Origin of the sequence: Synechocystis sp. LEGE 06083, assembly GCF_015207725.1 — a bacterium.
Classification (GTDB): domain Bacteria; phylum Cyanobacteriota; class Cyanobacteriia; order Cyanobacteriales; family Microcystaceae; genus Synechocystis; species Synechocystis salina.
In genome coordinates this window covers 1-6216 of record NZ_JADEWJ010000244.1, presented here as the reverse complement: position 1 = coordinate 6216, position 6216 = coordinate 1, and the positions used below count along the sequence as shown (strand labels likewise).

Here is a 6216-nt window from a genome sequence, read left to right as displayed (position 1 = left end):
GGTAATTGACTAACTAGCACCTTATCAATGCGGATACCGTCCATATCCACCACTTCCACCCGTAGGGTATCGGAAACAAAATGTTCCCCTGATTGGGGAATTTTACCCAGGCTTTCAATCACAAAGCCCCCTAGGGTATGGTAATGCCCTTCCTCTTCATTGGAGAGGGTTTCAATGTCGAAAATTTCCTTAAATTCGTCAATGGGCAGTAGGCCGTCGAGCAGGTAGGAACCATCTTCCCGTTGAATGATTTGGGGCTCTTGAATTTCGTCGTCATTGGGAATGCTGCCCACGATCGCCTCGATCAGGTCATTGAGGGTGACCAATCCTTCGATACCGCCATATTCATCCGTAATTAGGGCCAGGTGGATACCGGAAGCCCGGAACATTTCCAAAACGTTGAGGGAACGGGTATTTTCCGCCACAAATAAGGGAGGCTGAACAATTTCTTCCAGGTTAATTTTTTGCCCAGACCATTGGCTATTGAGAATATCCTTTACCCGCACAAATCCTAAACATTCGTCCAGGCTATCCCTACCCACCGGAAAGCGAGAATAGGGAGTATCGAGGATTTCCTGTTGATTTTCTTCCCAATCTGACTCCACATCTAACCAGGCGATCGCCGTGCGGGGAGTCATCAAAGTTTTAACGGGGCGGTCCCCCAAACGAAAAACCCTTTCCACCATTTCCTGTTCCGCTTCGTCAATCATGCCGGCCTGGGCACCTTGTTCGATCATGACCCGAATTTCTTCCTCCGTAATCGGGCTAACTTCTCTACTAGTGATGCCAAATAGCCGCAATACCGCATCAGTGGAAAGCCCCAAAAGATATACGAAGGGGGCGGTGAGCTTAGCCACCAAATGCATCGCTGGCGCCACGCCACAGGCAATTTGTTCGGGATGACTGAGGGCAATGCGCTTGGGCACCAATTCCCCCACCACCAGGGATAGATAGGTAATAAAACTCACCAACAGAAAAATGCTGAGGGGACTGGCGTAGGGAGCTAGTAGGGGAATATTGTTGAGAAAATCCGCCAGCCGCAGGGCCACCGTTGCGCCCCCCACCGCACCACTCAAAATGCCAATCAGGGTAATGCCAATCTGCACCGCCGACAAAAAATTATTGGGGGCTGTGGCCAGCTTCAGTGCCAGCTTTGCTTTGCGATTACCCCGCTTTGCCAACTGTTCCAAACGAATCTTACGAGCTGAGACGATGGCAATTTCCGAGCCGGAAAAAACTCCATTTAACACCACCAAAACGAAGATGAAAAAAAGTTCCAGCTCAACAGAAGAGGAAAACATTCAATTTTTAGGGATATGAATCCGGTAGGCCGGGGATAAAGTCGGTGGGGAGTGGCTAACGACAACCATCAATCATAGAAGAAAACATCCCGACTGTCTGTGCTCTGGAGCCAGTTTGTCCCCAGGGGAAGGCCCAGGATCCTTGACCCCGTTGGGCAAGCTCTGTTCCCATGGCTATCTGCGGCGGTGGGAACAGGGCCCCTGACAATTTACGCCCCGAAAAATTCTGGCCCCAAAAAATAGGTTAGAATGGTAAACGCGAAATTTTCCCCAATCTATTTTTAGTTAGTATGATTAAACTCCGCCTGAAACGCTTTGGCAAAAAACGTGAAGTGAGCTATCGGATCGTCGCCATGCACAGCACCAGCCGTCGGGATGGCCGCCCCCTGGAAGAATTAGGTTTCTACAATCCCCGCACCGATGAAACTCGTCTTGACGTACCGGCGATCGTCAAAAGATTGAAAGAAGGGGCCCAACCCACCGAAACCGTCCGCTCCATTTTGACCAAAGCCCAGGTTTTTGAACAGCTAAAAGCTTAGTGCCGGTTTTTTCCGTGGTGTTTACCAACGTTTGCCCCCTGTGACTACCCTAAACTACGTTGAATTGGTCAAGTTTCTTGTCCGCCCCTTTTTGGAAAAGCCCGATGACCTGAAGGTGGACTGTGAGGTGTTTCGACAAAATAGCCGGGTTTGGATTCGGTTAGCCCTAGGGGACGAAGACCGGGCAAGACTCATCGGCCGGGGGGGACGGAGTTTGCAAACCATTCGCACCCTGCTCACCACTGCCGCCGACCAGGTGCAACAGTCGGCCTTCCTAGAAATATACGCCACCGATTCCATTGGGAAATCAACCCCCCTGCGCCGCCGTCGCTCCTCTGCTGGTCCTGCCCCTGTACGTCGTTCCCGCAGTCGGGGAGAGTCCGTTAACCGCTACTAGGGGAGACTAGTTTTTCTTGATAAAACATGCCCTGGAAATTTTTCTAATTTGTCCTTAGGCAAAGCTATTTGTTTGTAATTTTTTTTATATTATGGCCCCATGGCACCGGCCCGCTTTCATTTCTCCCTGGCAGGAAAGGAAGGGGTCGTTGTTTTTGTATCTATATTGTCTATTTTAAAAAATTATCTTGCGTATGATTGGGGGGTCTGTAAATTCTGAAATAGAGATTTCGTCCATGACTGGAAACGCCGCCCGCACCCAATCAATTAACAAGATCGTTAACCGACCTACGGCTCCCTGCAAAACTGTACCTCGGCTGGAAGACATGTGGGCCGAGAACGTTTTCAATCTAACCAAGATGCAGGCGAGCCTCCCTAAGAACGTCTTCAAATCCATCAAAAATACCATTGTGACGGGGGAAAAGCTGGATCCCACGATCGCCGATGCGGTGGCCACGGCCATGCGGGATTGGGCTATGGGCAAAGGGGCTTTATATTACGCCCACGTTTTCTACCCCATGACTAACCTCTCGGCGGAAAAGCATGATGGCTTTATTTCCGTGCAAGGGGATGGCAATGTTATCTCGGAGTTTTCCGGCAAAGTTTTGGTGCAGGGGGAACCGGACGGATCTTCTTTCCCCAACGGTGGCATTCGGGATACCTTCGAAGCTAGGGGCTACACGGGATGGGATGTAACTAGTCCCGCCTACATTATGGAAACAGATAATGGTTCTACCCTCTGTATTCCTACGGTATTTGTTTCCTGGACCGGGGAAGCATTGGACAAAAAAGTGCCTTTGTTGCGTTCCATTGCCGCCATGGATAAAGCGGCCAATAAGGTGCTCAAACTTTTAGGCAACGAAAATATAGCCCACGTCAATTCCAGTTGTGGGGCGGAGCAGGAATATTTCCTCGTTGATGCCAATTTTGCTAGCCAACGTCCCGATTTACTCTTAGCCGGTCGGACCTTATTTGGCAAAGCCCCCGCCAAGGGTCAAGAATTTGACGACCACTATTTTGGCGCCATTCCCGAACGGGTACAGGTATTTATGCAGGACGTGGAGGAAACCCTTTATAAATTGGGCATTCCCGCCAAAACCCGCCATAACGAAGTTGCCCCTGGTCAGTTTGAGATTGCGCCCTTTTTTGAAGCGGCTAACGTAGCCAGTGACCACCAACAGTTATTAATGACGGTGTTGAAAAATACCGCCAAAAAACACGGCTTTGTCTGTCTATTGCACGAAAAGCCCTTTGCTGGCATCAATGGTTCCGGTAAGCACGTCAACTGGTCTGTGGGCAACTCCACCCAGGGGAATTTGCTCGATCCCGGCGATTCTCCCCATGACAATGCCCAGTTTCTGGTCTTTTGCGGTGCCGTAATCCGGGGTGTCCATAAGTATGGCCCTCTAATGCGGGCGGCGATCGCCACGGCTAGTAATGACCACCGTTTGGGGGCCAACGAAGCACCTCCGGCCATCATATCCGTTTACCTGGGCACCCAGTTGGAAGAGGTTTTTGAACAAATCAAAACCGGCAGTGTGAAAGACTCCAAGAAAAAAGGCGTGATGGACCTGGGGGTTGATGTATTGCCCGACTTGACCAAAGATGCCGGCGATCGGAACCGGACTTCTCCCTTTGCTTTCACTGGCAACCGCTTTGAATTTCGGGCGGTGGGTTCTAGCCAGTCCGTTTCTGGCCCGCTGATTGTGCTCAACACCATGTTGGCGGAGTCCCTGACCTGGGTTGGCGATCGCCTGGAGGCCGAATTGGGCAAGGGATTGGAATTGGAGACCGCTATCTTGACGGTACTCAAGGAAATTATGGAAAGCCATGGCCAGGTGATTTTTGGTGGCAATGGTTATTCCGAAGAATGGCATAAAATGGCTGTGGAAGAACGGGGTCTGGCTAACCTCCGCACCACCGCCGATGCCCTACCAGTGCTCAAGGAAAAATACATCGAGGAGTTGTTTGAAAAAACCGGTGTGTTGACCCCAGTGGAATTGGAAAGCCGCTTTGAGGTCTATGCCGAGCAATACATTAAGTCCATCGACGTAGAAGTAAAACTCGTCATCAGCATCGCCAAAACCTTGATTTACCCCGCGGCGATCGAATACCTGTCGAAGCTTTCTGGCACCATCGCTAGCCTGGGCAGCATGGGTATTGAACTGGATAAAAGCAGTGCTAAAACCATTGCCGAATTAGCCAACAAAATGATCTCCACCGTTGATAAATTAAGCAGTGCCTATGAAAAACATGGCTTTGCTTCAACGGAGGAAGAAATGCAATACTATGCCCAAACCCTACGTCCTTTAATGGATGAAGTTCGGGTTTATGCCGACGGCATTGAGGCAGAAGTTGCAGATAGTTACTGGCCCCTGCCCACCTACCAGGAAATGTTGTTTATTAAATAGTCAAATCTCGATTAAACAACTTGGGGTTGCCGGTACTGATCAATAGATCAATAGCCGGTCGCAACCCGAATACTTGTGGAGATACGGCCCCGACGGCGATTATGTTTTTTTCGTTGTGGGTCGTTTTTTCTAGGGGGGTTTTTCTAGCCAAAGTTGGGTATAGGCTGATTTGGGGTTAAAGATTGCACCAACTTTCTAGCAATCAACGTGCTGTGGGCTTCATCAGAGGAATTAAGTCCGATGGTGGTGGCCACTACCATGGCTAAGGATTGGGACGGCAGGGCGGCGAGAAATAAATTATAGCCACCAAAGTGTGGATTTTGTACCAACCAACCATTGGCGTAAACAATGCCCAGACCATAGTAGAGGTCGGCCCTATTTGTGCCCAAACCCACAGTGGTGGGGGCAATTTGAGCTTGAATGCCTTGGGGGGATAGCAAGGAACCTTTGGCGATCGCCAAGGCTAGCATACCGAGATCTCCTAGAGTCGAAATCATCATCCCAGAGAAGGAAGTCCAGGAAGGGTTCCAGTAGGTGGAGTCTTCAAAAACGTCCCGATCTTGACTAAAAGCGTGTAAGACCGGCGGCGGAATTTCACTGCTATGGGGATAACTACTGTGCCCCAAACCCAGGGGCGCAAAAATTTCCTGCTCCAGTAATTTATCCATGGGTTGCCCCGTGATCCTTTGGAGCAATTCCCCCAAAACAACAAAATTTGTGTGGGAATAATTCCAGCTTTCCCCCGGTTCGTACAGGAGGGGAGTGGCAAAGGCAATGTCTAGCAATTCCTGGGTTTGCCACTGACGGAAAGGATTGTAATTGTTGGCGTCGATGAAAGTCTGGTCCTGCTCAAAGTCTGGATAGCCGGAGGTGGAATTGGCTAATTGTTGGAGGGTAACTGTTTCTGCCCTTGGTAATTCTGGCCACCAACGGGCCACCGAATCATCTAAATTGACCAGTCCCCGGTCCACCAATCTCAATAGCACCAAGCAAATGCAAGTTATGGTAACTCCCCCAGCCCGGAGATGCATAGCAGTGGTAGCAGGCACATTAGTTTGGGAATTACCGATCGCCGTGGAGATGATTGTTTTTTCTCCCTGCCAAATACCGCATAACAAAGCAGAAAGGCCATATTCTTGCTTTGATTCTGCCAATATAGCCAGAATTTCCGCCGCTGGACCTAATGTAGTCCCCCCATTGTCGGCGATCGCCGGAGAGGCCAAACTTTTGCGGCTCCCGAACCAAGCGGAGGCAGCTAATAGGGCCAACAGGCGGCGACGTTTAAGATTAAAGTCCATACATAAGCCCCACCTAGGCGAGGAAAAATTTCCCAAAAGCTAGTCAGAGTATAGCTAAATCAGTTAAACAGCGGCGGGTTAACTGCAGGCGGGCTGGGCCATCATTTTCAGCGTGAATATCAATATTGGTGGCAAAAAAGTAAACATTGTCTTCTTTTTCTACATAACCGACATACCAACCAATGTTAGGCCGGGAATAATCACCAAAACCAAACCAACCAGTCTTAGCCCGGATGATATATTCTGGAGTTTTTTCTGTGATCATAATATC

At 49.8% G+C, this 6216-nt stretch carries 6 protein-coding genes; 3 read left to right on the top strand and 3 right to left on the bottom strand.

Annotation, left to right across the window (positions count from 1 at the left end):
* The coding region (locus IQ219_RS15780) for a hemolysin family protein (RefSeq protein ID WP_194073237.1) at positions 1-1301 on the bottom strand (1301 nt) is incomplete at its 3' end.
* Between the two features lie 290 nt (positions 1302-1591).
* On the opposite strand from IQ219_RS15780, the gene rpsP reads away from it, so the two are divergent.
* The 3 genes from rpsP to IQ219_RS15765 all read left to right on the top strand — a co-directional run bounded on the left by rpsP (position 1592) and on the right by IQ219_RS15765 (position 4647).
* Positions 1592-1840, top strand: a complete 249-nt coding sequence (rpsP, locus tag IQ219_RS15775) for a 30S ribosomal protein S16 (RefSeq protein ID WP_190599633.1) — start codon at positions 1592-1594, stop codon at positions 1838-1840.
* A gap of 40 nt (positions 1841-1880) precedes the next feature.
* Entirely contained in the window at positions 1881-2237 is a 357-nt protein-coding gene (locus IQ219_RS15770) for a KH domain-containing protein (RefSeq protein WP_194073236.1), read from the top strand.
* Positions 2238-2472: 235 nt separating this feature from the next.
* Positions 2473-4647 (top strand): glutamine synthetase III, encoded by a 2175-nt coding sequence (locus IQ219_RS15765; protein ID WP_194073235.1) that lies wholly within the window; start codon positions 2473-2475, stop codon positions 4645-4647.
* 143 nt (positions 4648-4790) lie between these two features.
* On the opposite strand, the gene IQ219_RS15760 is transcribed toward IQ219_RS15765, so the two are convergent.
* On the bottom strand, positions 4791-5945 hold the full coding sequence (locus IQ219_RS15760; protein ID WP_194073234.1) for a serine hydrolase: 1155 nt from the start codon (positions 5943-5945) through the stop codon (positions 4791-4793).
* Positions 5946-5988: 43 nt separating this feature from the next.
* Positions 5989-6216, bottom strand: a 228-nt coding sequence (locus tag IQ219_RS15755; RefSeq protein WP_255512834.1) for a penicillin-binding transpeptidase domain-containing protein, incomplete at its 5' end; no start/stop codon positions are given.

What these genes read in the sequence shown, in the direction of transcription:
- IQ219_RS15765 (WP_194073235.1), top strand. Translation starts at nt 2,473, where the DNA reads ATGACTGGAAACGCCGCCCGCACCCAATCAATTAACAAGATCGTTAAC.
- rpsP (WP_190599633.1), top strand. Translation starts at nt 1,592, where the DNA reads ATGATTAAACTCCGCCTGAAACGCTTTGGCAAAAAACGTGAAGTGAGC.
- IQ219_RS15760 (WP_194073234.1), bottom strand. Translation starts at nt 5,945, where the DNA reads ATGGACTTTAATCTTAAACGTCGCCGCCTGTTGGCCCTATTAGCTGCC.